23 protein-coding genes are annotated in these 20,213 nt (G+C 66.8%); 18 read left to right on the forward strand and 5 right to left on the reverse strand.

Annotation, left to right across the window (positions count from 1 at the left end; genetic code table 11):
* Window positions 1–46 precede the first annotated feature (46 nt).
* Window positions 47–595 (forward strand): MarR family winged helix-turn-helix transcriptional regulator, encoded by a 549-nt coding sequence (locus OOZ63_RS01030; protein ID WP_266003453.1) that lies wholly within the window; start codon window positions 47–49, stop codon window positions 593–595.
* Window positions 592–1,563, forward strand: a complete 972-nt coding sequence (locus OOZ63_RS01035; protein ID WP_266003454.1) for a Bug family tripartite tricarboxylate transporter substrate binding protein — start codon at window positions 592–594, stop codon at window positions 1,561–1,563. The genes OOZ63_RS01030 and OOZ63_RS01035 overlap by 4 nt, the downstream gene beginning before the upstream one ends.
* Here OOZ63_RS01035 and OOZ63_RS01040 read toward each other — a convergent pair.
* Window positions 1,532–2,527, reverse strand: a complete 996-nt coding sequence (locus OOZ63_RS01040) for an SGNH/GDSL hydrolase family protein (protein ID WP_266003455.1) — start codon at window positions 2,525–2,527, stop codon at window positions 1,532–1,534. The two genes, OOZ63_RS01035 and OOZ63_RS01040, sit on opposite strands and share 32 nt — an antisense overlap.
* A gap of 175 nt (window positions 2,528–2,702) precedes the next feature.
* On the opposite strand from OOZ63_RS01040, the gene OOZ63_RS01045 reads away from it, so the two are divergent.
* From OOZ63_RS01045 to OOZ63_RS01060, 4 genes are all read left to right on the forward strand, one after another.
* The gene (locus OOZ63_RS01045) at window positions 2,703–4,595 is read left to right on the forward strand and encodes an ATP-binding cassette domain-containing protein (RefSeq protein WP_266003456.1); all 1,893 of its coding nucleotides are present in this window, start codon (window positions 2,703–2,705) and stop codon (window positions 4,593–4,595) included.
* Window positions 4,596–4,675: 80 nt separating this feature from the next.
* Window positions 4,676–6,352 (forward strand): FAD-dependent oxidoreductase, encoded by a 1,677-nt coding sequence (locus tag OOZ63_RS01050; RefSeq protein WP_266003458.1) that lies wholly within the window; start codon window positions 4,676–4,678, stop codon window positions 6,350–6,352.
* A 2-nt stretch (window positions 6,353–6,354) separates the two neighbouring features.
* Entirely contained in the window at window positions 6,355–6,792 is a 438-nt protein-coding gene (locus tag OOZ63_RS01055; RefSeq protein WP_266003459.1) for a CHASE4 domain-containing protein, read from the forward strand.
* Between the two features lie 95 nt (window positions 6,793–6,887).
* Window positions 6,888–7,907 (forward strand): GGDEF domain-containing protein, encoded by a 1,020-nt coding sequence (locus OOZ63_RS01060; RefSeq protein ID WP_266003460.1) that lies wholly within the window; start codon window positions 6,888–6,890, stop codon window positions 7,905–7,907.
* 15 nt (window positions 7,908–7,922) lie between these two features.
* On the opposite strand, the gene OOZ63_RS01065 is transcribed toward OOZ63_RS01060, so the two are convergent.
* Window positions 7,923–8,405: a VOC family protein gene (locus OOZ63_RS01065; RefSeq protein WP_266003461.1), complete on the reverse strand. Its 483-nt coding sequence runs from the start codon at window positions 8,403–8,405 to the stop codon at window positions 7,923–7,925.
* An 18-nt stretch (window positions 8,406–8,423) separates the two neighbouring features.
* Between OOZ63_RS01065 and OOZ63_RS01070 the strand changes: the two genes are divergently transcribed.
* Window positions 8,424–8,909: an Lrp/AsnC family transcriptional regulator gene (locus OOZ63_RS01070; protein ID WP_266003462.1), complete on the forward strand. Its 486-nt coding sequence runs from the start codon at window positions 8,424–8,426 to the stop codon at window positions 8,907–8,909.
* A 120-nt stretch (window positions 8,910–9,029) separates the two neighbouring features.
* Here OOZ63_RS01070 and OOZ63_RS01075 read toward each other — a convergent pair whose 3' ends face one another.
* Window positions 9,030–9,557 (reverse strand): DUF2059 domain-containing protein, encoded by a 528-nt coding sequence (locus OOZ63_RS01075; RefSeq protein WP_266003463.1) that lies wholly within the window; start codon window positions 9,555–9,557, stop codon window positions 9,030–9,032.
* Between the two features lie 83 nt (window positions 9,558–9,640).
* Window positions 9,641–11,089: a PLP-dependent aminotransferase family protein gene (locus OOZ63_RS01080; protein ID WP_266003464.1), complete on the reverse strand. Its 1,449-nt coding sequence runs from the start codon at window positions 11,087–11,089 to the stop codon at window positions 9,641–9,643.
* Between the two features lie 74 nt (window positions 11,090–11,163).
* Between OOZ63_RS01080 and OOZ63_RS01085 the strand changes: the two genes are divergently transcribed.
* From OOZ63_RS01085 to OOZ63_RS01115, 7 genes are read left to right on the forward strand one after another with little or no spacing between them, the layout of a single operon-like run.
* Entirely contained in the window at window positions 11,164–12,081 is a 918-nt protein-coding gene (locus tag OOZ63_RS01085) for a DMT family transporter (RefSeq protein WP_266003465.1), read from the forward strand.
* Window positions 12,078–12,812 (forward strand): aspartate/glutamate racemase family protein, encoded by a 735-nt coding sequence (locus tag OOZ63_RS01090; RefSeq protein ID WP_266003466.1) that lies wholly within the window; start codon window positions 12,078–12,080, stop codon window positions 12,810–12,812. Before OOZ63_RS01085 ends, OOZ63_RS01090 begins: the two co-directional genes overlap by 4 nt.
* Window positions 12,809–14,020 carry a PLP-dependent aminotransferase family protein gene (locus OOZ63_RS01095; protein WP_266003467.1) on the forward strand — a complete coding sequence of 404 codons (1,212 nt, stop codon included), beginning with the start codon at window positions 12,809–12,811 and terminating at the stop codon, window positions 14,018–14,020. Before OOZ63_RS01090 ends, OOZ63_RS01095 begins: the two co-directional genes overlap by 4 nt.
* Window positions 14,017–14,859: a PhzF family phenazine biosynthesis protein gene (locus tag OOZ63_RS01100; RefSeq protein ID WP_266003468.1), complete on the forward strand. Its 843-nt coding sequence runs from the start codon at window positions 14,017–14,019 to the stop codon at window positions 14,857–14,859. Before OOZ63_RS01095 ends, OOZ63_RS01100 begins: the two co-directional genes overlap by 4 nt.
* A gap of 5 nt (window positions 14,860–14,864) precedes the next feature.
* Complete coding sequence (locus tag OOZ63_RS01105; protein WP_266003469.1) at window positions 14,865–15,443, forward strand: VOC family protein; 579 nt, start codon at window positions 14,865–14,867, stop codon at window positions 15,441–15,443.
* Window positions 15,440–16,162: an alanyl-tRNA editing protein gene (locus tag OOZ63_RS01110; RefSeq protein ID WP_416234670.1), complete on the forward strand. Its 723-nt coding sequence runs from the start codon at window positions 15,440–15,442 to the stop codon at window positions 16,160–16,162. The genes OOZ63_RS01105 and OOZ63_RS01110 overlap by 4 nt, the downstream gene beginning before the upstream one ends.
* Window positions 16,159–16,764 (forward strand): glutathione S-transferase family protein, encoded by a 606-nt coding sequence (locus OOZ63_RS01115; RefSeq protein WP_266003470.1) that lies wholly within the window; start codon window positions 16,159–16,161, stop codon window positions 16,762–16,764. The genes OOZ63_RS01110 and OOZ63_RS01115 overlap by 4 nt, the downstream gene beginning before the upstream one ends.
* Before the next feature lie 28 nt (window positions 16,765–16,792).
* Here OOZ63_RS01115 and OOZ63_RS01120 read toward each other — a convergent pair whose 3' ends face one another.
* Window positions 16,793–17,251: a c-type cytochrome gene (locus tag OOZ63_RS01120; protein WP_416234671.1), complete on the reverse strand. Its 459-nt coding sequence runs from the start codon at window positions 17,249–17,251 to the stop codon at window positions 16,793–16,795.
* Between the two features lie 152 nt (window positions 17,252–17,403).
* On the opposite strand from OOZ63_RS01120, the gene OOZ63_RS01125 reads away from it, so the two are divergent.
* From OOZ63_RS01125 to OOZ63_RS01140, 4 genes are all read left to right on the forward strand, one after another.
* Window positions 17,404–18,102 (forward strand): cytochrome b/b6 domain-containing protein, encoded by a 699-nt coding sequence (locus OOZ63_RS01125; protein ID WP_266003471.1) that lies wholly within the window; start codon window positions 17,404–17,406, stop codon window positions 18,100–18,102.
* Window positions 18,103–18,109: 7 nt separating this feature from the next.
* Complete coding sequence (locus OOZ63_RS01130) at window positions 18,110–18,601, forward strand: GNAT family N-acetyltransferase (RefSeq protein WP_266003472.1); 492 nt, start codon at window positions 18,110–18,112, stop codon at window positions 18,599–18,601.
* A 32-nt stretch (window positions 18,602–18,633) separates the two neighbouring features.
* Complete coding sequence (locus OOZ63_RS01135) at window positions 18,634–19,533, forward strand: SMP-30/gluconolactonase/LRE family protein (RefSeq protein ID WP_266003473.1); 900 nt, start codon at window positions 18,634–18,636, stop codon at window positions 19,531–19,533.
* 175 nt (window positions 19,534–19,708) lie between these two features.
* Window positions 19,709–20,212: an ATP synthase subunit I gene (locus OOZ63_RS01140; protein ID WP_266003474.1), complete on the forward strand. Its 504-nt coding sequence runs from the start codon at window positions 19,709–19,711 to the stop codon at window positions 20,210–20,212.
* The last annotated feature ends 1 nt before the right edge of the window (window position 20,213 follow it).

Here is a 20,213-nt window from a genome sequence, read left to right on the forward strand (position 1 = left end):
AAGTCATATTGTTGCGTAGTGCAACGATATCTAAACTAGGGAAACCATGAGCAAGCAGTCGTCCGTAGAAGCCCATCCGCCTGAAGGCCTGCTGATGCCGGTGCCGGGCCTACACTACGGCGTGCTCGACGAGTTGCTGGGCTATGCCTTGCGGCGCGCGCAAAACGCGCTCTACCTGGACTTCTACCGCGCAACCGAGGGCGAGGACATCAGCCCGCAGCGCTTTGCCGCGCTGGTGCTGGTGGCTGAGAACCCCGGCATGCGCCAGGGCCTGTTGGCCCAGGCCATGGGCTTGCACCGCAGCGGGGCGCTGCGTCTGACCGACTGGCTGACCGCCCAGGGCTGGGTGGAGCGGCGCGACGATCCGGGCGATGCCCGATCCTGGGGTCTGTATCTGAGCGCTGCCGGCCGCCGCCGCATGGCCCATCTGGAGCGGACGGTGCGCGAGCATGATGCTGCCCTGCAGCGCGGCATCGGCGAGCAAGGTGCCGCGCTGAAAGCTGCGCTGGAGCGCCTGGCCTGGGTGGCCACGGCGTCGGCTCAGCCCCAGCCCTCGAATCCATCCCCAAAGACGACAACTAGGAGACAGCGATGATGCAACGCCGCGATTGGATGCTGAGCCTGGGCGCACTGCTGAGCGCATCGGGCGCGCGTGCCCAAGGGGCGGCGCCGCCGCGCATCCTGGTCGGCTTCCCGGCCGGCGGCTCGGTCGACGTCAGCGCGCGGCGCCTTGCCGAGGCCTGGCGCGGCCGCATGGCCGAGACCGTGCTGGTGGAGCAGAAAGTCGGCGCCGGCGGACGTCTGGCAGTGATGGCGCTGAAGGACGCGATGCCCGACGGCCAGACCCTGCTCTTGAGCCCCTCGTCGATGTTCACGATCTACCCGCATGTCTACCGCAAGCTGGCCTACCGCGCCGAGGTCGATGCGATCCCCGTCTCACCGGTGGCCAATGCGACCTGTGGATTCGGCGTCGGCCCCATGGTGCCGGCGGCGGTCAAGACTCTGGCCCAGTTCGTCAACTGGGCCAAGGCTAATCCGCAGAACGCGGCCTTCGCCTCGCCGGCGGCCGGTGCGATGCCGCATTTCCTGGGCAACCAGTTCGAGCGCGCGGCTGGCATCAAGCTGACCCATGTGCCCTACCGCGGTGCAGCACCGGGCATGCAGGACCTGATGGGCGGGCAGATCGCCGCCGGCTGCTTTATCGTCGGCGACTATTTGCCGCATCTGGCCAGCGGCCGCGTGCGCATACTGGGCATCACCGATGCACGACGCTCGCGCTTCGTGCCCGAGGTGCCCACCTTTGAGGAGCAGGGCTTCAAGGGCATCGAGGGCGTGGAGAGCTACGGCTTGTTCCTGCCGGCCCGCACGCCGGCCGCCATCGTCGAGCGGGTCTACGACCTGGCCAAGCTGGCGCTGCGCGAGAGCGCCGTTACCGAGGGTCTGGCCAAGCTAGGCTTCGAGCCGGCATCGGCCGCGCCTGCTGACTACGCGCGCCGCTTGGCGCGCGAGCGCGAGCAATGGGGGCCCGTCGTCAAGGCGTCGGGATTTTCTTCCGACGACTGATGCCGGCTGCCACGCCGGCGAGGCCCAGCAGCCATAGCGCCGTGGTCGTTGGCTCCGGAACAGCCAGCGCGTACATCGAGTCGCTCAAGACCTGGTGGGCCAGCGTGGTCGGGTGGATGCCGTCGTAGAACAGCGCGCTGGCCGGGTTGCAGCCCAGCACGGCCGCGCCGCAGGCCGCGCCGACGTTCTCGAAGCCGTAGGTGCTCGGGTTGGCGACGACATCGTCCAGCAGGCCGTAGACATCGAAGCTGCGCACGCCGGCGTCCTCAAAGGACAGACGGGTCTGCAGCGCCAAGTTCATTTCGGCGCTGATCATCGTGGCCAAGCCGGTCCCGGCGGCGCCATAGCTCTGGGCCAGCGGTGTCAGGCCGAAGTTCGGTGCGTTCCAGACGATGATGTGCTTTGCACCGGCGGCCTGCAGACCATCGACGATAGTGCCCATCGTTATCGCGTACTGGGTCGCCAGCGCCTGGGTGGTGGCGAAGGGGTCGGCGCCGGCCATCACTGCCATCATCGCGGCGCTAATATTGGGGCCACCGCCAGCCACGACATAGAGCCCGTTGGCATCGGCCTGGCCGCCGGCGTCGGCGAGGAACATGCCCAGCTGCGAGGTCATGCTGGGCGGCTCGCCCGGCTGCAGCGCGCCGTCGATCTTCGCGCCGCCAAACGCATAGTTGCTGCCGCCGGCCAGCGAAGGCGTGGCGCTCAGTCCCAGACGCGTCGCGAACTGCTGGCTCCAGACGGCACCGTTGCTATAGGTGCCCGAGGCGAATGGTCGACTGGCGATGTACTGGTTGCCGTCCACGACTTGAGCCGGATCGGCGCCAATGGCAAGCGCGTTATTGCCACTGTCGGACAGGCTGTCGCCAAACACATAGAGGCTCGAATAGCTGCCGGCCTGCGCGGCACCGGCCAGTGCCAGGCTGAGCCCGGCAAGCAGGCGCACCCATCCATTGGATTTCATCGTGATCACTCCCTGGTGTTTGTGAGCCCGGCGCACCGCCTTGGGGCAGGACTCTTGTTGCGGCAAGATTGCCGATGGCATCAGCATCCTTTATCCCTCGGCTGCTTGTCAATTGGACCGATGAGGGATTGCGCCCTCGCCGTGCCTGCGGTGCACTCGGCGACAATGGTGGCCTATGGCAGTCCTTTCCATCTCCAATGCCCATCTCGCTTTCGGCCACGTGGCCCTGCTCGATGGTGCCAATTTCTCGCTAGAAATCGGCGAGCGCGTCGGCCTGATCGGTCGCAACGGCACGGGCAAGTCCTCGCTGCTGAAGATTCTTGCCGGCATCGAGAAGCTCGATGACGGCCTGCTGCAGTTGCAGCAGGGCCTGACCAGCGTCTATGTGCCGCAAGAACCCGAGCTGAGGGCCGATGCAACGATCTTCGATGTGATCAGCGAAGGCGTGGCCGAGGCCAAGGCCTTGCGCGAGCGCTACGAAATCCATGACGAGAACGACGACCTGGCCTGGGTGCAGGAGCGCATCGAGCATATCGGCGCCTGGAACTGGGAGCAGCGGGTGGAGGAGACGCTGCAGCGCCTGGGCCTGGACGGCGAGCGCCTGGTCGGTTCGCTGTCGGGTGGGCTGAAGAAGCGGGTGGCTCTTGGTCGTGCCCTGGTGGCCCAGCCCGACGTGCTGCTGCTGGACGAGCCGACCAACCACCTGGACCTGGACGCGATCACCTGGCTGGAAGAGCTGCTCAACAACTTTCAGGGCTCGCTGCTGCTGATTACCCACGACCGAGCCTTCCTGGACAACGTGGCTAACCGTATCGTCGAGCTGGACCGCGGCCAGCTGCGCGGCTACCCGGGCAATTTCGCCGCTTTCACCGCCGCCAAGGCCTATGAGCTGGAGAACGAGGCACTGTTCAATGCGCGCTTCGACAAGCTGCTGGCGCAGGAGGAGATCTGGATACGCAAGGGTGTTGAGGCCCGCCGCACGCGCAGCGTCGCGCGTATCCAGCGCCTCGAACAGATGCGCCTGGCGCACCAGGCGCGCCGGGATGTGCAGGGTAAGGTCAAGCTGGACATCGATACCGGCGGCGCCAGCGGCAAGATCGTTGCCGAATTGGAGAACGTCTCAAAGAACTATGGCGAGCGCGTCATCGTGCGCGACTTCACCGCCACGATCCTGCGCGGCGACAAGGTCGGCCTGGTCGGCGCTAACGGTGCCGGCAAGACCACCTTGCTGAAGATGATCCTGGGCGAGCTGGCGCCCGATAGCGGCGAGGTGCGCCAGGGCTCGCGGCTGACGGTCGCCTATTTTGACCAGATGCGTGACACGCTGAACCTCGATGCGACGCTGGCCGATACCATCAGCCCCGGCAGCGAGTGGATCGAGATTGGCGCGCAGAAAAAGCATGTGAAGAGCTATCTGGGTGATTTCCTGTTTTCGCCGGCGCGTGCGAACTCGCCGGTCAAGAGTCTGTCTGGTGGCGAGCGCAACCGATTACTGCTGGCCCGCTTGTTTGCACGCCCGGCCAATGTGCTGGTGCTGGACGAACCGACCAATGACCTAGACATCGAGACGCTGGAGCTGCTGGAGGAACTGTTGGCCGACTATGACGGCACGGTCTTCCTGGTCAGCCATGACCGACGCTTCCTGGACAATGTGGTCACCTCGACCATCGTCAATGAAGGCGATGGTCGCTGGCGCGAGTACGAGGGCGGCGTGCAGGACTGGCTGATCCAGTCCAAGCGTGCGGCGGCAATCAACGAGCAGCGCGCCAAACAGGCCGCCACACCAGCCGCCGTGCCGGTGCCGGCGGCGACACCTGCCCCCGCGCCAGCGCCCGTGGTTGCCACCAAAAAGAAGCTTAGCTACAAGGAGCAGCGCGAGCTCGACGAGCTGCCCGCCAAGGTGGCGTCGCTGGAGGCCGAGCAGAAGCAGCTCAATGCTCTGCTCAATGGCACTGAGCTTTACACGCAGGGAGCGGCCCGCATCGCCGAGGTGACCGAGCGCGCCGGCCAGATCGACGAGGAATTGCTGGGCCTGATGGAGCGCTGGGAACTTCTTGACGCGAAATAAGCCGGAGGTTTGACCCTTTTGGGTCTCGGCAAACGGCGTCGCAGGCCCAACAATGGGTGCAAGCCAGGAGTGAGCACCCGATGAGCCAGGAACCCGCCGACCCCCAGCGTGCCGAACGGCACGAGCAAATGTTCCCCACCCTCAAGCCCGAGGAGATCGCGCGCATCAGTCGCTTCGGCACGCTGCAGCATTTCCCGCGCGGCAGCATGCTGGCCAAGGCCGGCCAGCGCGGGCCGGGCATGGTGGTGGTGCTCGCCGGCCGGGTGCGCATCAGCCAGCGCAACGGCTTGGGCGAAGTCGTCCCCATTATCGACAACGGGCCCGGCCAGTTCCTTGCCGAGGTGGGCCAGCTGTCCGGCGCCGCCGCCCTGGTTGACGCCGAGGTGCTGGACGACACCCAGGCCCTGGTGATCCCGACCGAGCAGCTGCGCGCGCTGATCATCGGCGAAGCCGACCTTGGCGAGCGCATTACCCGCGCGCTGATACTGCGCCGCGTCGGCCTGATAGAGGCCGGCATCAGTGGGCCCGTTCTTGTGGGCGCGCCCGACTCGCCGGCCATCGTGCGGCTGCAGGGCTTTTTGCGCCGTAACGGCCAGCCGCACCAGCAAATGCAGGCCAGCGAGTGCTCGGCCACCGCCGCGCTACTGGAGCAGTACGGTGTTGCGGCCGACGACGCGATGGTGGTCTGCCCGAACGGCGCGGTGCTGGTCAATCCCAGCGAGGCCCAGTTGGCGCGCTGCATCGGCATGCTGGACATGCGTGTGCGCGAGGAGCTTTTCGATGTGCTGATCATCGGCGCAGGCCCGGCCGGGCTGGCGGCGGCGGTCTATGCGGCCTCCGAGGGGCTGTCGGTCGGAGTGCTGGACTGCCGGCATTTCGGCGGCCAGGCCGGTGCCAGTGCTCGCATCGAGAATTACCTGGGCTTTCCGACCGGCATCTCAGGCATGGCGCTGGCCGGGCGTGCTTTTGTGCAGGCGCAGAAGTTCGGTGCCGACCTGATGATCCCCTCCGAGGCGCTGGCGCTTGACTGCAGCCGTGCCGGCCCCGAGGGTGAGCTGCGCCTGCAACTCAGCGATGGCCGCTGGCTGCGCAGTCGCACGGTGGTCGTCGCTAGCGGTGCGCGCTATCGCCGGCCCGAGGTGCCGCGGCTAGCCGAGTTCGAGGGCCGTGGGGTCTGGTACTGGGCCTCTGCGGTGGAAGCCAGACTATGCGCCCAGGCCGAGGTGGCCCTGGTGGGCGGCGGCAATTCGGCCGGCCAAGCCGCCGTCTTCCTGGCCGGGCATGCGGCCAAGGTGCATATGCTGGTGCGCGGCCCCGATCTGTCGGCCAGCATGTCGCGCTATCTGATCGATCGCATCAGCCACACGCCCAATATCGAGCTGTGCACCCATACCGAGCTCAGCGGGTTGCGCGGGGAGCGTGGTGGCAGCCTGAATGGCCTGCGCTGGCGCGACCGGCGCAGTGGCGCGGAGCACGACTGCGATACCCGCAACCTGTTCCTGTTCGTCGGCGCCGAGCCCGAGACCGGCTGGCTTGAGGGCTGTGGCGTGGCGGTCGATGCGCGGGGCTTTGTGCTGACCGGAGCGGCTGCAGCCGAGGCGGCCGGCGCCTATCTGCCGGCCGCCCTGGAGGCCAGCGTGCCCGGGGTGTTTGCGGTCGGCGATGTGCGGGCGGGCTCGGTCAAGCGGGTCGGCGGCGCGATCGGCGAGGGTGCGGCTGCGGTAGCCCAGATCCATAGCTATCTGGCCGGAGGCTGAGCATGCGGCTGCGCCTCAAGGTGGTGTGCGGTGTGCTGCTGCTCTCCATCTTGTTGGGCGGCTTGGGCCTGTGGATGCTGCGCGCCAGCGTGGCCGCCAGCCATCTGGAACTCGAGCAGCGCGCCGCTCGCGAGCACTTCGTGCGCCTGCTGCAGACGCTGGACGACGAACTGGCGCTGCGAGACCGGGTATTGCGCGAGTGGAGCATCTGGCCGGACTTCTACCAGTTCGCCGAGGACGGCAATCGCCAGTTCGCCGAGCGCAATTTGAGCGCGCAGAGCATCGCCAACTCCAGCCTTAACTGGCTAGGTTTCTATGATCTGCAAGGTCGGCCGCTGCACAGCATCGGCGCGCCCGGCCAGGCTGTCGAGCTGCGCCTGCCGCACGACCTCAGTCCTGCGGTGCAGACCCAGCTGAGCCGGCCGGCCATCGATACGTGACTGCCTTGCGGGCTGGCACGGCTGCGCCAGGACCTGATGATGGTTGTCGCCGGCCGCTGCTGGACGGTCTCAGTGGCGCTCCAGCGCGCGGCACGGTGGCGATCGCCGAATGGCTGAGCCCGGCGGTGATGCTGGCTGTGGCTCGGCGCAGCGGGCTGGAAAGCAAATTGCGCCTGTTGCCCGAGGGCGAGGTCTTGCCGGGTCTGCCGGTGAGCTTGGACTTTCAGGCGCTGACCGGCGATGGCCCGGTCTGGATGGACGAGGCGCCCGACTGGCTGCTGATCAGCTGGCCGGTACAGGACCTGGCTGGCGAGCTGGTGGCGGTACTGGAGACGCGCTGGCCGCGCCATATCCAGCAGCGTGGCCAGGAACTGCTGAGGCGCGTGCAGTGGGTGCTGCTAGGCCTGGCGGTCGCGCTGACCCTCGGTCTGCTGCTGCTGGCCGATCGACTGGTGGTAGCGCGGCTGGTGCGGCTGCGCCGCGAACTGGGCGATATCCGCGAGCAGCGCAAATGGGGCCGCCAGGTCACGGTGCAGGGCCAAGATGAGATTACCGAACTGGCCGGCGGGGCCAACCATTTGCTAGGCGTGATCGCGTCCCAGGTCCATGTGCTGGAGCGCTTGTCGCAGACCGATGCGCTGACCGGGCTGGCCAACCGGCGCTGCTTTGGCGAGCGCCTGGAATTGGCGATGCGCCAGCGCCAGCGCCGCAGCGATGCATCGCTGAGCTTGCTGTTGATTGATGTCGATCACTTCAAGTCCTATAACGACCGCTACGGCCATCACCAGGGCGATCTGGCGCTGCAGGCGCTGGCGGCCTGTCTGGCCCAGGTGGCGCGCCGGCCCGAGGACCTGGCGGCGCGCCTGGGCGGGGAGGAGTTTGCGCTCTTGCTGACAGCTGACCGCAGCGGTGCCCAGCACTGCGCGACTGAGCTGCGCGCCGCGCTGGCGGCCCGGGGCATCGCCCATGAGGGCGGCGGCCCGGGCGGTCTGCTGACCCTCAGCATGGGCCTGGCCCAGGCGGCGTCCGACGAGAGCTCGGACGAGTTCTACCAGCGCGCCGATGCGGCCCTTTACCGCGCCAAGGCGGCGGGACGCGACCGACTGATGGAGTGAGCCGCAGGGGGGGGGCTATTCGGCCGCGTCGGTCGTGACCTCGACGCGGTGGCCGTCCAGATCACTGAACATCGCGCCGAAATAGCTGTCGCTGATATCGGGCCGCAGCCGTGGCGTGAACAGATCCTTGCCGCCGGCCGCCAGCGCGACCGTGTGGACTCGTGCAACCTGTTCGCGCGAGGCGGCGCGCCAGGCGATATGAGCGCCCGGCGCGGTCACCGGGGCGTCGGCCGGGTAGATGAAGAAGCACCAGTTCTGGGCACTACCGAAAGCGGCTTCCTTGCCGCAATCGCGCAGCAGGCCCAGGCCCAGCGGGGCGAGCACGCGGGTATAGAAGGCGGTGGCTTCGGCGTAGTGCCGGGATCCGATGGAGACATGGTCGATCATCAGGCGTGAGTTCTCGATGGAGGTCGATGAATAATGCGCAGCCTGCAGTGTCGCGGCCCCACAGCGTCGCTGGGGCGCATAGGGCTGGGCCGGTTTGCGGCCTGCCCGCATCTTTTCAGCCGTTTTTGCATGATGACCCTGGACGCCCTGGACAAACGCATCGTCGCGCTCTACCAAGAAGACACCACCCGCTCGGGAGAGTTGATCGGTGCACATGTCGGGCTGTCCGCAGCGGCGGTGCAACGCCGTCTCAAGCGCTTGCGCGAGCAGGGCGTGATCCTGGCCGAGGTGGCACAACTGGATCCGCGCGCGCTGGGCCTGCACCTGACGGCCCTGGTGCATGTGGACCTGGTGGACGAGTCGGCCCTTGCCGCGGGCGCCTTCTGCAAGCGCTTGCTCGCCCGGCCCGAGGTGCAGCAATGCTATGGCGTTACCGGCGAGGCTGACTACGTGCTGGTCGTTGTCGTGGCCGATCTGCCCGCCTATGAAGCGTTCTGCGCGGCCTGCCTGCTGCACGACGCCAATGTCGCAGCTTCAAGACGCAGATCGTGCTGGATGCCGTGCGGCGCGCCGGACCGCTGGCGCTTCCCGATTGAGCATCAGCCTTGGGGCTGATGCGGATTTCGAACAGTCGCTGCCACCCTTTGCCGGTGGCGACGTGGCGGTCTGCGAGGCGGCATGTCAGCCTGGCGAGGGCCTTCATGAATCGTAGCGGCGCCATAGTCCGCGGAGCTGCTAGCGCTTCGCAGCCTGCTGCTCCGCCTTGAACTCGGCGGCCGTGGCCTCGGCGATGGCCTGCATTCTTTGCATCATCTGCCCCATGCGTTGCTGGGTCGAGGCCATGGATTGCTGCAACACCAGGGGCAACTTCACGACAAAGGCCCTGCCGGCAGGGCTGCCGTAAAAGGCGATCAGACCGTCGATCTCCTCCTGGGTGAAGGTCTGGCTGTAGATCTGTACCGACAGCGCCTTCATGCGCTCCCAGGACATCTCTTCTAGTAGTAGCGGCATGGCTTTTGCCTGGTAGGCGGCGGCAAACGCCTCGGCCCGCTGGCGCTGCTCGGCGTTCAACTCGCGTGCACCGATCATCTGGTCGAACATCGGTTTCATCATGCCGCTGACCTGCTGCTGCAGGGCCGCTACGGTCTTCTGCGAGTCGGTCAACTCCAGCAGGCGCTCGACGGACTCCGGGGTCGGGCCCGCAGCCTGGGCCGACTGGCTGCAGCACAGCGACAGAACGATGGCGAATAGGTACAGGCGCATGGCGTCACTCGATCGCGAGTCGGAGGATGGACGGCGGTGATTCTGCCCGCAACTGCGGCCCCTGCCTCTCCTCCCAAAGGGGGTCAGCTCTTGCCAAGCAGCTCGCTGCGCAGCGCCCGCAGCCGGGCCCAGAACTTGGCGTCCTGAGCGGTTGCGAAGTTGATGCGCATCAGCGTGCCGGCGCGGCGGGTCGCGCTGAACAGCAGGCCCGGCGCGATCAGCCAGCCCTCGTCGAGCAGGCGCTGGGCCAGCCGCTCGGTGTCGACGCCGACATCGACCCAGCCGAACAGGCCTTGCGGTGGCGTGACGAAGCGGCAGCCAGCCTCCAGCGCTAGCCGCGCTGAGCGGCCCCGCGCCGCGTCGAGCCGGGTCAGTACGCGCTCTGCATGGCGGCGCAACTGGCCCTGCTCAAGGCAGATCGCGACGGCGCGGTCCAGCAGCGGGCTGGTGGTCAGGGTCGACAGCAGTTTCAGCTCGGTCAGCTTGGCAATGCGCTCCGGGCTGGCCGCCAGATAGCCGACCCGCCAGGCCGGTGTCAGGATCTTCGAGAAGCCAGACACATAGAGCGTGCGCCGCAGACCGTCCAGGGCCGACAGCCGCGGCGCATGGTTGGGTGCCAGCCAGGCATAGGTGTCGTCCTCAACGATCAGCAAATCGCCGACCTCGGCCAGCTTCAGGATCTGGTGGGCGGCGGCCAGCGACAGCGTGTGGCCGGTCGGGTTGTGCAGCACTGAGACCGTCACATACATGCGCGGCCGGTGCTGCTCGATCAGGCGCTGCATGATGGCCAGATCCGGCCCATCGGCGCCTCGGGGCACCGGCAGCAGCCGCATACCGGCCTGGCTCAACCGGGCGTATTCGATGGCCCAGCCGGGGTCGTCAACCAGCACCGCGTCTCCGGGATTCAGCAGGCTGCGGGTGATCAGGTCCAGCCCATGGGTGGCGCCCACCGTCGACATGATCTGCGCTGGCTGGGCTGCAATGCCCAGATCGGCCAGGCGCTGGGCCAGCGCCGCGCGCAGTCGCGCATCACCGCCGGGCTCGCCGTACTGCAGGGCCAACTGGTCTGGCCCCTCGCTCTGAGCCAGCACTTTGCGCATGGCGCTCTGCAGCATCGGCAGATCCAGCCACTCGGCCGGCAGTGTGCCCAGGCCCGGCGCGCTGCGCGCGTCGGCCTGGAACATGCCGCGTATCAAGGCGGTGGCATCAAACGGCGCCTGGCTCGGCAGGCGCTCCGGGCGCGGCTCGGGCGCGACACTGCGCCCGGCCCGTACGCCGGACTCCCGGACAAAGAAGCCGCGCTGCTTGCGCGCCTCCAACAGGCCCTGGGCCAGCAGCTGGTCGTAGGCGGCGACTACGGTGTAGGGGCTGACGCCATGGTGGCGTGCGCACTCGCGAACCGAAGGCAGGCGCGAGCCCGGCAGCAGCAGCCGCTGGGCGATGCGCTCGGAAAAACGCTGTGCCAGCTGTTCGGCCAGCGGCACGCTGGAGGCGCGCGACAAGGTGGCCGGGCTGTTTGTGCTGGTGTCCATGCCAATACAGTCGTTTGTGATGTCCGGCAAAGTGTACTGGTTCTGTATTGGTTGTCCAGACTAGACTGGGACGCATGTCAGCCCTCGCCAGCCCGCCGCCCGCCCGTCTCGATGACGCCAGTCGTGGGCTTTTTCTTGGGGCCCTGGGCGTGTTCATCTTCGCGCTGAGCATCCCGATGACGCGGCTGGCCGGCGGCACAGCGGCGGCGCCGCAGCTCGATCCAGTGTTTGTCGCGCTGGGCCGGGCGGCCCTGGCGGGCCTGCTGTCGGTCACCTATCTGTGGCTGACCGGCGCGCCCTGGCCCCGGCGTGAGCAATGGGCGCCGCTTGCCTGGACCGCGGCTGGCGTGGTGTTCGGCTGGCCGCTGCTGCTGGGTTATGCGGTGCGCCATGTCGATGCGGTCCATGCGTCGGTGATCTCGGGCGTGCTGCCGCTGGCCACCGCTGCGATGGCCGCCCTGGTGCTGCGCCAGCGGCCCTCGCTAGGTTTCTGGGCCTGCGCGCTGGCCGGCTTGGGGCTGGTGATTGCGTTTGCCTGGTGGCGCGGCGCGGCCGGCTTTCAGTGGGCCGACGGCCTGCTGCTGGGCGCCGTGCTGAGCGCCTCGGCCGGCTATGTGGGCGGCGCGCGGCTGAGTGCGCAGATGCGGCCGCAGCAGGTGATCTGCTGGGTGTTGGTGCTGAGTCTGCCGATCACGCTGCCGGTGGCTGGCCTGACCTGGCCGGCCCAGCCGGTGGCCTGGTCGGCCTGGGGTGGGTTTCTTTACGTCTCGCTGTTCTCGATGTGGCTGGGCTTCTTCGCCTGGTACCAGGCGCTTGCGATCGGCGGCACGGTGCGGGTCAGCCAGGTGCAGGTGATCCAGCCCTTTTTGTCGATGCTGCTGGCCGTGCCGGTGCTGGGCGAGCGGCTTGATGCGATGACCCTGGTGTTCGCGCTGGCGGTGATTGCCGTGGTGTGGCTGGGCAAGAAAATGCCGGTGGAGACGCACTCATGAGAACGCTGGGCATCCTGGGGGGCATGAGCTGGGAGTCCAGCGCCCATCTGTACAAGCTGTTGAACCAGGGTATGGCCGCAAGGCAGGGGGGCCTGCACAGCGCGCGGCTGATATTGCACAGCGTCGACTTTGCCGAGATCGAGGCGCTGCAGCGCAGCGCTGACTGGGCCGATGCGGCCACACTACTGGGCCGTGCCGGCGCCGGACTGAAGGCGGCAGGCGCCGAAGGCCTGCTGATCGCGACCAACACGATGCACAAGGTGGCCGACGAAATCGAGGCCTTGAGCGGCCTGCCGCTGATTCACATCGTCGATGGCACGGCCGCCGCGCTGCGCGCCGTCGGCGTCGAGCGTGCCGGCCTGCTGGCGACCGCTTATACGATGGAGCAGGATTTTTACCGCGGCCGCATGGCGCGCCACGGCATTGAGTTGCTGACGCCCGATGCGTCGGGCCGTGCCGAGGTGCACCGCATCATCTATGAAGAGCTGTGCCTGGGCCGCATCGTCGACGCCTCGCGCCGCTTCTACGAGCAGCAGGTCGCCGCGCTGGCCGCCGCCGGCGCGCAGGCGGTGATTCTGGGTTGCACCGAGGTCTGCCTCTTGCTGGACCCAGTCACGGCGTCCACCCCAGTCCCCCTTTTTGACAGCACATCGCTCCATGCGCAGGCCGCACTGGACTGGATGCTGGCTGCGCCACAATCGAAACCACCTGTTGGAGACCTGAACCTATGAGCAGTCCCTGGACCCAAGCGCGCCGTGCCGCGCGCATGAACCCGTCGATCATCCGCGAGATCCTGAAGGTCACCGAGAAGCCTGGCATCTTGTCGATGGCCGGCGGTCTGCCCTCGGCCGACACCTTTCCGGTTGATGCGCTGAAGGCCGCCTGTGATCAGGTGTTGAGCAAGAACGCCAAGGAGGCGCTGCAATATGCGTCCAGCGAAGGCTTTGCGCCGCTGCGCGAGTGGGTGGCGGCCAAGGTGGGCACCTTGGGTTTGAACGCGCGGCCCGATCAGGTGCTGATCACCAGCGGCTCGCAGCAGGGCCTGGATCTGGTCGGCAAGATCCTCTGCGATGCCGGCGCACCGGTGGCTGTCGAGACGCCCACCTATCTGGGCGCGCTGCAGGCTTTCACGCCGTATGAGCCGATCTTCACCAGCCTGGCCAGCGACGAGCAGGGCGTGCGCCCCGAGGCGATCGCCGCGCTGCCCCACGACGCGCCGGGCACGCGCTTCTCCTATCTACTGCCGAACTACCAGAACCCGACCGGCAGGGTGATGAGCTTGGCCCGTCGCGAGGCCGTGGTGGCCGCCGCGCAGACCGCACGCGTACCCATCGTCGAGGACAATCCCTATGGCGATCTGTGGTTTGACGAGCCGCCGCCGGCCTCGCTGAGCTCGCTGTGGCCCGAGGGCTCGATCTATCTGGGCTCCTTCTCCAAGGTGCTGACGCCGGGCTTCCGTCTCGGCTATATCGTCGCGCCTGATGAGCTCTACCCCAAGCTCTTGCAGGCCAAGCAGGCGGCCGATCTGCACACGCCGGGCTTCAACCAGCGCGTGGTCCATGAGGTCATCAAGAACGGATTCCTCGACCAGCATGTGCCTAAGATCCGTGCCCGCTACAAGGCCAATCGCGATGCAATGGCTGCTGCTCTGGAGCAGCACCTGCCCGCCGGCTGCGAATGGCAGAGCCCGGCCGGTGGCATGTTCTTCTGGATCCGCCTGCCCGAGGGTTTTGATGCGATGGCCCTGTTGCCGCTGGCTGTCGAGGCGGGCATCGCCTATGTGCCGGGTGCGGCCTTCTATGCCCACAAGCCCGACCCGCGCAGCCTGCGCCTGTCCTTCGTGACCCTGACGCCGGACCTGATCACCGAGGGCGTGGCCATTCTGGGCCGGGTCTTGCGCGAGGCCCTTGTCGAGACCGCGGAGACGACAACGCCATGAGCACGCTGAGGCGATTTGCACAGGTCGATGTGTTCACCGACCAGCCTCTGAAGGGCAATGCTCTGGCCGTCGTGATCGACGGCGAAGGCCTGGACGAGGCGCAGATGGCGGCGTTCGCGCGTTGGACCAATCTGTCCGAAACCACGTTCTTGCTGTCGCCCACCGACCCGGCTGCTGACTACCGCGTCCGCATCTTCACGCCCGGCGGCGAACTGCCTTTCGCGGGCCATCCGACCCTGGGCTCTGCCCATGCTTGGCTGGCCTGCGGCGGCGACCCGCGCAAGCCCGGCGAGCTGGTGCAGCAATGCGCGATCGGCTTGGTGAGGCTTAAGCGCGAGGGTGCGCGGCTGGCTTTTGCCGCGCCGCCGCTGCGCCGCAGTGGGCCTGTCGAAGAGCCGGCGCTGCGTGCTCAGGTGGCGCGTTCGCTGCGGCTGGCTGAGGCCGAACTGCTCGATGTGGTCTGGGTCGACAACGGCCCGGGCTGGATGGCGGCGCGACTCAAAGACGCGGCCGCGGTGCTGGCACTGCGGCCCGATTTCGTCGCGATGCAGGGCCTCAAGCTCGGCGTGGTCGGTGCGTATGCGGACGGCGCTACCGAGCATTTTGAGGTGCGCGCCTTCGTGCCCGACCTGGGTGTGCCCGAGGATCCGGTCACCGGCAGCCTCAATGCCGGCCTGGCCTTGTGGCTGCAGGGGGCCGGTCTTGCGCCTGAGCGCTATATTGCATCGCAGGGCGCGGCGCTCGGGCGGGCCGGCAAGGTGCATGTGGCGCGCGATGGTGAGCACACCTGGATAGGCGGCGATGTGACGCCGTTGATCCATGGTCAAGTGAGGCTTTGAGTAGCATGGAACTCGATCATTTGGTGATTGGTGCGGACACACTGGAGGCCGGCGTGGCCTGGTGCGAGCGGGTGCTTGGCGTCACGCCCGCGCCCGGCGGCAAGCACGCGCTGATGGGCACGCACAACCGGTTGCTGAACATCACCGGCCTGAATCACCCGCGCAGCTATCTGGAGATCATCGCGATCGACCCCGAAGCGCCGGCCCCGGGCCGCGCACGCTGGTTCGATCTGGATCAGCCGGGCGTGCAGGCGGCCCTAAAGCAGGGCACAGGTCTGATCCACTGGGTGGCGCGGGTACCAAATCTGGAGGCGGCGCTGGCCTACTGGCGCGGCGAGGGTGTCGATGCTGGTGAGCCGGTGGCAGCCTCGCGCGGCGCACTGAGCTGGCAGATCGCGCTCCGCGAGGATGGTCGCCGGCTGCGACGAGAGGCGCTGCCAACGCTGATCCAGTGGGGTGAGGCCCATCCGACCGATACGCTGCCGGCCAGTGGCGTGCAACTGCTGGGTTTTGACTCGCGCGATGGCCTGAAGGCCAGACTGAAGACGCCGCGGGGCGAGGTTGAGCTGGAGTTGATCGGATGATGACGGACGCAACGCTGGATCTGTTCCGCGAGGACGCGACGCTGCGCGAGTGCACGGCGCGCCTGCTGCGGGCTGACGAGCGCGGCCTGTTGCTGGATCGCACGGTGTTCTATCCGATGGGCGGCGGCCAGGCCGGCGATGCCGGCGTGTTCGAGCTGCAGGATGGCCGGCTGATTGTGATCGCCGACACTCGCAAAGGCGAGGGCGGGGAGATTCTGCATCTGCCCGCTGGCGATCAGTCGCTTGAGGGTCTGAGTCCGGGGGGCATCGTGCAGGCCCGGATTGATTGGTCTCGTCGCCACGCCCATATGCGCTTTCATACCGCCACGCACCTGCTGTGCGCGCTGGTGCCGCATCCGGTCGATGGCTGCTCTATCACGGCCGGCTATGCGCGACTGGACTTTCATATGACCGAGGCGCTGGACAAGGACGAGTTGACTGCGGGCATCGCTCGCCTGGTGGCCGCAGCCCTTCCCGTCAGTCAGCGATGGATCAGCGATGAGGAGCTGGATGCGAACCCGGGCCTGGTGCGCAGCATGAGCGTTCAGCCCCCGCGCGGATCGGGTCGGGTGCGGCTGCTGAGCATTGAAGGTGTCGATCTGCAGCCCTGCGGTGGCACGCATGTGGCGAACACCGCCGAGATCGGTGCGGTCTTCGTGACGAAAATTGAGAAGAAGTCGGCGAAGACGCGGAGAGTCGTGCTGGGATTTTCGAGATGAAGCTATTGGGTCGCGCAGCCTCGATCAATGTGCGCAAGGTTTTGTGGACCTGTGCCGAAATGGCGCTGGACCCCGAGCGCGAGGAGCCAGACATGGCCGCGCCGGCGCTGCGCCGGCTCAATCCCAACGCAATGGTGCCGGTGTTGCTGGACGGCGATTTCGTGCTCTGGGAGAGCAACAGCATCTGTCGCTATCTGGCCGGCCGTGAGCAGCGCGTCGATCTGCTGCCGACCGAGCCGCGCGCGCGCGCGCTGGTCGAGCAATGGATGGATTGGCAGGCCGGCGAGCTGAACAACTCCTGGCGCTACGCCTTCATGAGCTTGGTTCGGCGCAGCCCTGCGCATCAGGATGCGGGCCTGCTGCAGGGCGGCGTAGCCGGCTGGAACCGGCATATGGGGATGCTGGACGAGCGACTGGCGGGCAGCGGCCCCCATGTCTGCGGCGCCGCGTTCACGCTGGCCGATGTGGTGCTGGGCCTATCGGTGCAACGTTGGATGATGACGGACATGGACAAGCCGGCACTGCCGGCCGTCCAAGCTTACTACGAGCGTTTGAGCGAGCGGCCGGGCTTCATGGCCCATGGCCGCAACGGCCTGCCCTGAACGGGGCGCAGCAAAAGCTCTCAGCCGCTCAGTTGTTTCGGAAGTTATCGTGGCAGGACTTGCAGCTGCCGGCGGCGCTGCCGAAGGCGGCTTTAAGCTGGTCGAGGTTGTTGGCCTTGGCGGCCGCAGCCAGCTTGATGACCTCGTCCTGCATCTTCTTGGCGCCCTCGTCGAACTTCGCCCGCTCGGTCCAGACCTTGGTGTTGGGCTGGCCCTTCTCGGTGCCCGACGTGCCTTCGACAAAGCCGGCATAGGGCAGCTTGGACATCGCGACGACGATATCGGCATTGGCCGCAGCGGCCGCCGCATCGAAGGGCACGCGGCCCTGCGCCATCGCACCGATGCGGCCGAAGTGCGCGGCCATCACGGTGAAGGCGGCCTTGCGGTATTTGACGGCGTCTTCGGGCTTCTGGAACTGCGCGGCGGCGGGCAGGGCGCTGGCCAGGCCGGCCAAGGCGGCCAAGGTGATCAGGGTTTGCTTCATCATGCTGGGGATTCCTTGCAGACGGGTTGATCAGGCGCTAGTGGCGGTTAGCCACGGGCTCACGCAGTGTACGAAGGGTTGGACTTGTTTGCAGGGCTGGGACGGGGCCAGTTCTTGCGTTATCTTTGTCGTCATGCAATAGCGGGGTAACAACAATGGCTGAGGCTTCGACAAGCGGGGCGGTGGGCCTGGTGAGGGTCTGGGATTTGCCGACGCGGCTGTTCCACTGGGGGCTGGTCCTTTGCGTGCTGGGCTCGGTGATCAGCGCCAAGATTGGCGGCAATGCGATGGTCTGGCATATGCGGCTGGGCTACGCGGTGCTGACCCTGCTGCTGTTTCGTCTGCTTTGGGGCCTGGTGGGCGGGCGCTGGTCGCGCTTCGCCAGCTTCATCTACAGCCCGGCCGCTTGGCTGCGCTATCTGCGCGGTCGCCCGGAACGCGACGACTGGTTCGAGGTCGGGCATAGCCCGCTGGGTGCCTTGTCAGTGCTGGCGATGCTGGCTTGGCTTGTGGTTCAGGTGGGTTCGGGTTTGATTGCTGATGACGAGATCGCAATCACAGGGCCGCTGGTGCGCTTCGTTTCAATGGACACCAGCCTGGCCTGGACCGGGCATCACAAGAGCTGGGGGCAATGGCTGATCTATGCCTTGGTGGTGCTGCATCTGCTGGCCATCATCTTCTATCGCATTGTCAAGAAGCGGCGCCTAGTCGGGCCGATGATCAGCGGTGACAAGGCGCTGCAGTCGGATGCACCGGCCTCGCGTGATGGTGCTGCCAACCGCTTGCTGGCCTTGCTGCTGCTGGCGGTAAGTGCCGTGGCCGTTGCCTGGCTGGTGAGCCTGGGTACACTTTGACGCGTTCATGAGCAGTCCCGATATCACCCTGGTAGCTCCCGACGGCGCCGAAGGTTGGCAGGCCGTCCGCGATATCCTGCGTGAGTACAGCCAGAGTTTGGCGGTTGACCTCAGTTTCCAGAACTTCGAGTCAGAGCTGCAGCATCTGCCGGGGCAGTACGAGCAGCCGGGCGGCCTGATGCTGCTGGCCTTGGTCGACGGCGCGCTGGCCGGCTGCGGCGCCTTCCGTAACTTGCCCGACTCCGACTATCCGAACGCCTGCGAGATGAAGCGGCTCTATGTGCGGCCGGCGTTTCGCCGTTTCGGCCTGGGCCGCACCCTGGCCCAGGCCTTGATCGATCGCGCGACCGAGGCCGGCTACTCGTCCATGCTGCTGGATACTCTGGACGATATGGAGGCTGCGCGCGGGCTTTATGAAAGCCTGGGCTTTGTCGAGGTGCCGCCGTTCTATTTCAATCCGGTACCGGGTGCGCACTACCTGAAAGTCGAGTTGAGCTGAGTTACAGGGCATTACCGCCTTAGCATTGCGGCATGAACGAAGGACTGATCGAATTGGCCGGCCCGCACCGGGCCACCCTCGGTGAATCGCCGCTCTGGCACGCGCAGGAGCAAGCCCTCTACTACGTAGATATCGCCGAGCGCCAGGTTGTGCGGCTGGACCCTGCCAGCGGCGCTTTCAGGTCCTGGCAACTGGACAGCGAGCCCGGCTGCATTGCGCTGCTGGCAGGTGGTGGCCTGCTGGTAGCCCGGCGCGACGGCTTGTGGCGGCTCGATACCGAAACCGGCGCGCAGGCGCAGATTGCGCCCGCGCCTTTTGACGCTGCGCGCCAGCGCTTCAACGACGGTAAGCCCGACGCACAGGGGCGCTTCTGGGTCGGCACAATTGACGACGCGCGCGCCCCTGATTCGGCGCTGTTCCGTTTTGCCGGCGGCGCATTCGAGCAGATGGCCGGTGGCATCGTCACCTCCAACGGTCTGGCCTGGAGCCCCGACCAGCGTCGGCTCTACTGGTCGGACACCAAGGCGCATGAGATCTATCAGTTGGATTTTGATGCGGCTATCGGCTCAGTCTCCAACAAGCGCCTGTTCGCCGGCTTTGCGCCGCGTGCCGCCGGCGTTTCACTGGATGAGTATGGCGGCCGGCCCGATGGCGCGGCGGTCGACATTGAGGGTTGCTACTGGGTGGCAATGTTCGAGGGCCAGCGCCTGCTGCGGCTCTCGCCCGAGGGGCAGGTGCTGCGGGAGCTGCGCCTGCCTGTGCGCTGCCCGACCATGCCCGCTTTTGGTGATGCCGATCTGCGCACGCTCTACATCACGACGGCCAGCGAGAAGCGGCCGGCCGAGGAACTGGCGGCCCAGCCCTGGGCAGGCCGTGTGCTGAAAGTGCGGGTCGAGGTACCGGGCTTACCGGCGCAGCTCGCGCGGCTCTGAGGCTGTGCCCTGCCAGAAGTCATGGCCGACGGCAAGTGCGCCTGACCGACTTGTAGGGAGACCCCGCCACCCGCCTTGGCGGCGATGTGCGGGTTTCCACATATAATCTTTGGGTTTTGCCGACCAGCCCCGAGTTGCCGTGAATCCAAACCCTCTGCGCGCACGACCGAAAGCCGTGCCCAGCGCTGACGAGGGGCAGGACAGCCGCTGGGGTGACGAGGGAGGAGATGCGGACGATGACGCGGCTTTCAAGCCCCTGACGCGAGAGCAAGCGCAGGCATTGAAGGCGCGGAGTCCTCTGCTGTCGCCCTGGCAGATCGTGGCAGCCCAGGCACTGGCGGGATTGTTGTGTGTCCTGCTGTGGGCCTTGTTCACGTTCGAGGCCGGTAAAGCGTGGTCGGCGTTGTTTGGCGCGATCGCGGTGGTGCTGCCGAATGCCTTGATGGCATGGGGCACGACCCGACGACCGGTGAATCATGCGGGAGCCGCTTTGGTCTCGCTGATGATCTGGGAGTTGATCAAGATCTTTCTGGTCATTGCCATTTTGGTGGCGGTGATCAAGATGGTAGGCAATCTGAGTTGGCCGGCATTGCTGCTGACCATGATTGTGTGCCTCAAGGTTAATTGGCTGGTCCTGCTCACGCGGGGCCGATTCAAGAAAATTAGCGACGGAAACTGAT

It is taken from the genome of Paucibacter sp. PLA-PC-4 (assembly GCF_026241155.1).
Lineage (GTDB): Bacteria > Pseudomonadota > Gammaproteobacteria > Burkholderiales > Burkholderiaceae_C > Roseateles_E.

Coding starts and splice junctions, on each gene's coding strand:
- OOZ63_RS01125 (WP_266003471.1), top strand. CDS start 17,404: ATGGCTGAGGCTTCGACAAGCGGGGCGGTGGGCCTGGTGAGGGTCTGG.
- OOZ63_RS01075 (WP_266003463.1), bottom strand. CDS start 9,557: ATGCGCCTGTACCTATTCGCCATCGTTCTGTCGCTGTGCTGCAGCCAG.
- OOZ63_RS01105 (WP_266003469.1), top strand. CDS start 14,865: ATGGAACTCGATCATTTGGTGATTGGTGCGGACACACTGGAGGCCGGC.
- OOZ63_RS01080 (WP_266003464.1), bottom strand. CDS start 11,089: ATGGACACCAGCACAAACAGCCCGGCCACCTTGTCGCGCGCCTCCAGC.
- OOZ63_RS01035 (WP_266003454.1), top strand. CDS start 592: ATGATGCAACGCCGCGATTGGATGCTGAGCCTGGGCGCACTGCTGAGC.
- OOZ63_RS01085 (WP_266003465.1), top strand. CDS start 11,164: ATGTCAGCCCTCGCCAGCCCGCCGCCCGCCCGTCTCGATGACGCCAGT.
- OOZ63_RS01100 (WP_266003468.1), top strand. CDS start 14,017: ATGAGCACGCTGAGGCGATTTGCACAGGTCGATGTGTTCACCGACCAG.
- OOZ63_RS01065 (WP_266003461.1), bottom strand. CDS start 8,405: ATGCGGGCAGGCCGCAAACCGGCCCAGCCCTATGCGCCCCAGCGACGC.
- OOZ63_RS01120 (WP_416234671.1), bottom strand. CDS start 17,251: ATGATGAAGCAAACCCTGATCACCTTGGCCGCCTTGGCCGGCCTGGCC.
- OOZ63_RS01050 (WP_266003458.1), top strand. CDS start 4,676: ATGAGCCAGGAACCCGCCGACCCCCAGCGTGCCGAACGGCACGAGCAA.
- OOZ63_RS01045 (WP_266003456.1), top strand. CDS start 2,703: ATGGCAGTCCTTTCCATCTCCAATGCCCATCTCGCTTTCGGCCACGTG.
- OOZ63_RS01130 (WP_266003472.1), top strand. CDS start 18,110: ATGAGCAGTCCCGATATCACCCTGGTAGCTCCCGACGGCGCCGAAGGT.
- OOZ63_RS01040 (WP_266003455.1), bottom strand. CDS start 2,527: ATGAAATCCAATGGATGGGTGCGCCTGCTTGCCGGGCTCAGCCTGGCA.
- OOZ63_RS01135 (WP_266003473.1), top strand. CDS start 18,634: ATGAACGAAGGACTGATCGAATTGGCCGGCCCGCACCGGGCCACCCTC.
- OOZ63_RS01070 (WP_266003462.1), top strand. CDS start 8,424: ATGATGACCCTGGACGCCCTGGACAAACGCATCGTCGCGCTCTACCAA.
- OOZ63_RS01090 (WP_266003466.1), top strand. CDS start 12,078: ATGAGAACGCTGGGCATCCTGGGGGGCATGAGCTGGGAGTCCAGCGCC.
- OOZ63_RS01030 (WP_266003453.1), top strand. CDS start 47: ATGAGCAAGCAGTCGTCCGTAGAAGCCCATCCGCCTGAAGGCCTGCTG.
- OOZ63_RS01095 (WP_266003467.1), top strand. CDS start 12,809: ATGAGCAGTCCCTGGACCCAAGCGCGCCGTGCCGCGCGCATGAACCCG.
- OOZ63_RS01115 (WP_266003470.1), top strand. CDS start 16,159: ATGAAGCTATTGGGTCGCGCAGCCTCGATCAATGTGCGCAAGGTTTTG.
- OOZ63_RS01110 (WP_416234670.1), top strand. CDS start 15,440: ATGATGACGGACGCAACGCTGGATCTGTTCCGCGAGGACGCGACGCTG.
- OOZ63_RS01055 (WP_266003459.1), top strand. CDS start 6,355: ATGCGGCTGCGCCTCAAGGTGGTGTGCGGTGTGCTGCTGCTCTCCATC.